Genomic DNA, 1,912 nt, shown 5'->3' with positions numbered 1-1,912 from the left:
CCTGCCCAAGATCGCCGCCGGGGACCTGCACTTCGCGATCGGCTACTCCGAGCCGGGGGCCGGCACCGACCTGGCCAACCTGCGCACCAGCGCGGTGCGCGACGGCGACGACTACATCGTCAACGGGCAGAAGATGTGGACCTCGCTGATCGCCTACGCCGACTACGTCTGGCTGGCGGTGCGCACCAACACCGAAGCCAAAAAACACCGCGGCATCTCGGTGCTGATCGTGCCCACCACCGCTAAGGGGTTCGCCTGGACTCCGGTGCACACCATGGCCGGCCTCGACACCAGCGCCACCTATTATTCCGACGTGCGGGTGCCGGTGGCCAACCGGGTCGGCGAGGAGAACGGCGGCTGGAAGCTGGTCACCAACCAGCTCAACCACGAACGCGTCGCACTGGTGTCGGCGATGCCGATCATCATGTGCCTGAACCAGGTTCGCGAGTGGGCCCAGAACACCAAGGATTCCGGCGGTGCCCGGCTGATCGACTCGGAATGGGTACAGCTCAACCTGGCCCGCGTGCACGCAAAAGTCGAGGTTCTCAAGCTGATCAATTGGGAGCTCGCATCCGCAGCGGAGACGACGCCGTCGCCGGCGGATGCCTCGGCCGCCAAGGTGTTCGGCACCGAGCTGGCCACCGAGGCCTACCGGCTGCTGATGGAGGTGCTGGGCACCGCCGCGACCCTGCGTCACGGCTCGGCCGGCGCGCTGCTGCACGGCCGGGTGGAGCGGATGCACCGGGCGTGCCTGATCCTGACCTTCGGCGGCGGCACCAATGAAATCCAGCGTGACATCATCGCCATGTCAGCACTGGGGCTGCCTCGAGCTAGCCGCTGACCAACCGCTGACCACCGCTTGCGAAGGACGACACCGATGGACTTTTCCACCACCGAAGCGGCACGCGACCTCGGCGATTTGACCTCCAGGATCACCGATGCCATCTGCACACCCGAACACCAACGTCAGCTGGACACACTCGACCAACGGTTCGACCCCACGCTGTGGCGCAAGCTCGCCGACGCCGACATCCTGTCCGCGGCCGCACCCGAGTCGCTGGGCGGTGGCGGCTTCGGAGTGTTAGAGCAGACCACCGTGCTGGTTGCACTGGGCCGGGGGTTGGCTGCGGTGCCCTACCTGGAGTCGGTGGTGCTGGCCACCGGCGCGCTGGGCCAGTTCGGCTCCGAGGAGCTTCGGCAACGGTGGGGCGAGCCTGCGGCCAGCGGCGAAAAGGTCCTCACCGTCGCACTGGACGCCGACATGGGCGAGGGCCCGGTGCAGGCCACCGGCACCGGCGGCGACGCCGGCGGTTACCGGCTCACCGGCACCCGCACCCTGGTCGGTTACGGCCCGGTGGCCGATGGCTTTCTGGTGCCCGCCGACACCGACTCCGGCATCGCGGTGTTCCTGCTCGCCGCCGATGATCCCGGCGTCTCGGTGACCGCGCTGCAGACTACCGGCCTGGGCAGCGTCGGGCTTCTCGAGCTCTCCGACGTCGAGGTGGATCACAGCCGGCGGGTCGGCGGTGACGATCTGGTCGACCGCATCCGGGTGCTGGAGGCGCTGGGCCGCAGCACCTACCAGCTCGGCGTGCTGGAACGCGGGCTGGCGCTGACCGCCGAATACGCACGCACCCGCGAGCAGTTCGACCGGCCGATCGGCAGTTTCCAAGCCGTGTCGCAACGGCTGGCCGACGGCTACATCGACGTCTTGGGGCTGCGGCTGACACTGACCCAGGCCGCCTGGCGGGTGGCCGAGGGGTTGCCCGCCGACACCGAGGTGGCCACCGCGGCGTTCTGGGCCGCCGACGCCGGGCATCGGGTGGCCCACACCATCGTTCACGTGCACGGCGGGGTGGGCATCGACGTCGACCATCCGATCCACCGCTACTTCCTGGCTGCCAAGCAGGCC

General features: G+C 68.9%; 2 protein-coding genes. Both read left to right on the top strand.

Annotated elements, in window-relative coordinates; all coding sequences use genetic code 11:
• Window positions 1-841 (top strand): acyl-CoA dehydrogenase family protein (locus tag AC2VON_RS05215; protein WP_486951977.1); only part of this gene is annotated, 841 nt, incomplete at its 5' end.
• Window positions 842-877: 36 nt separating this feature from the next.
• On the top strand, window positions 878-1,912 hold a 1,035-nt coding region (locus AC2VON_RS05210; RefSeq protein WP_486951976.1), incomplete at its 3' end, for an acyl-CoA dehydrogenase family protein.

The organism is Mycobacterium sp. TH-M82, assembly GCF_057473605.1.
This window is presented reverse-complemented; position numbering and strand designations above follow the sequence as displayed.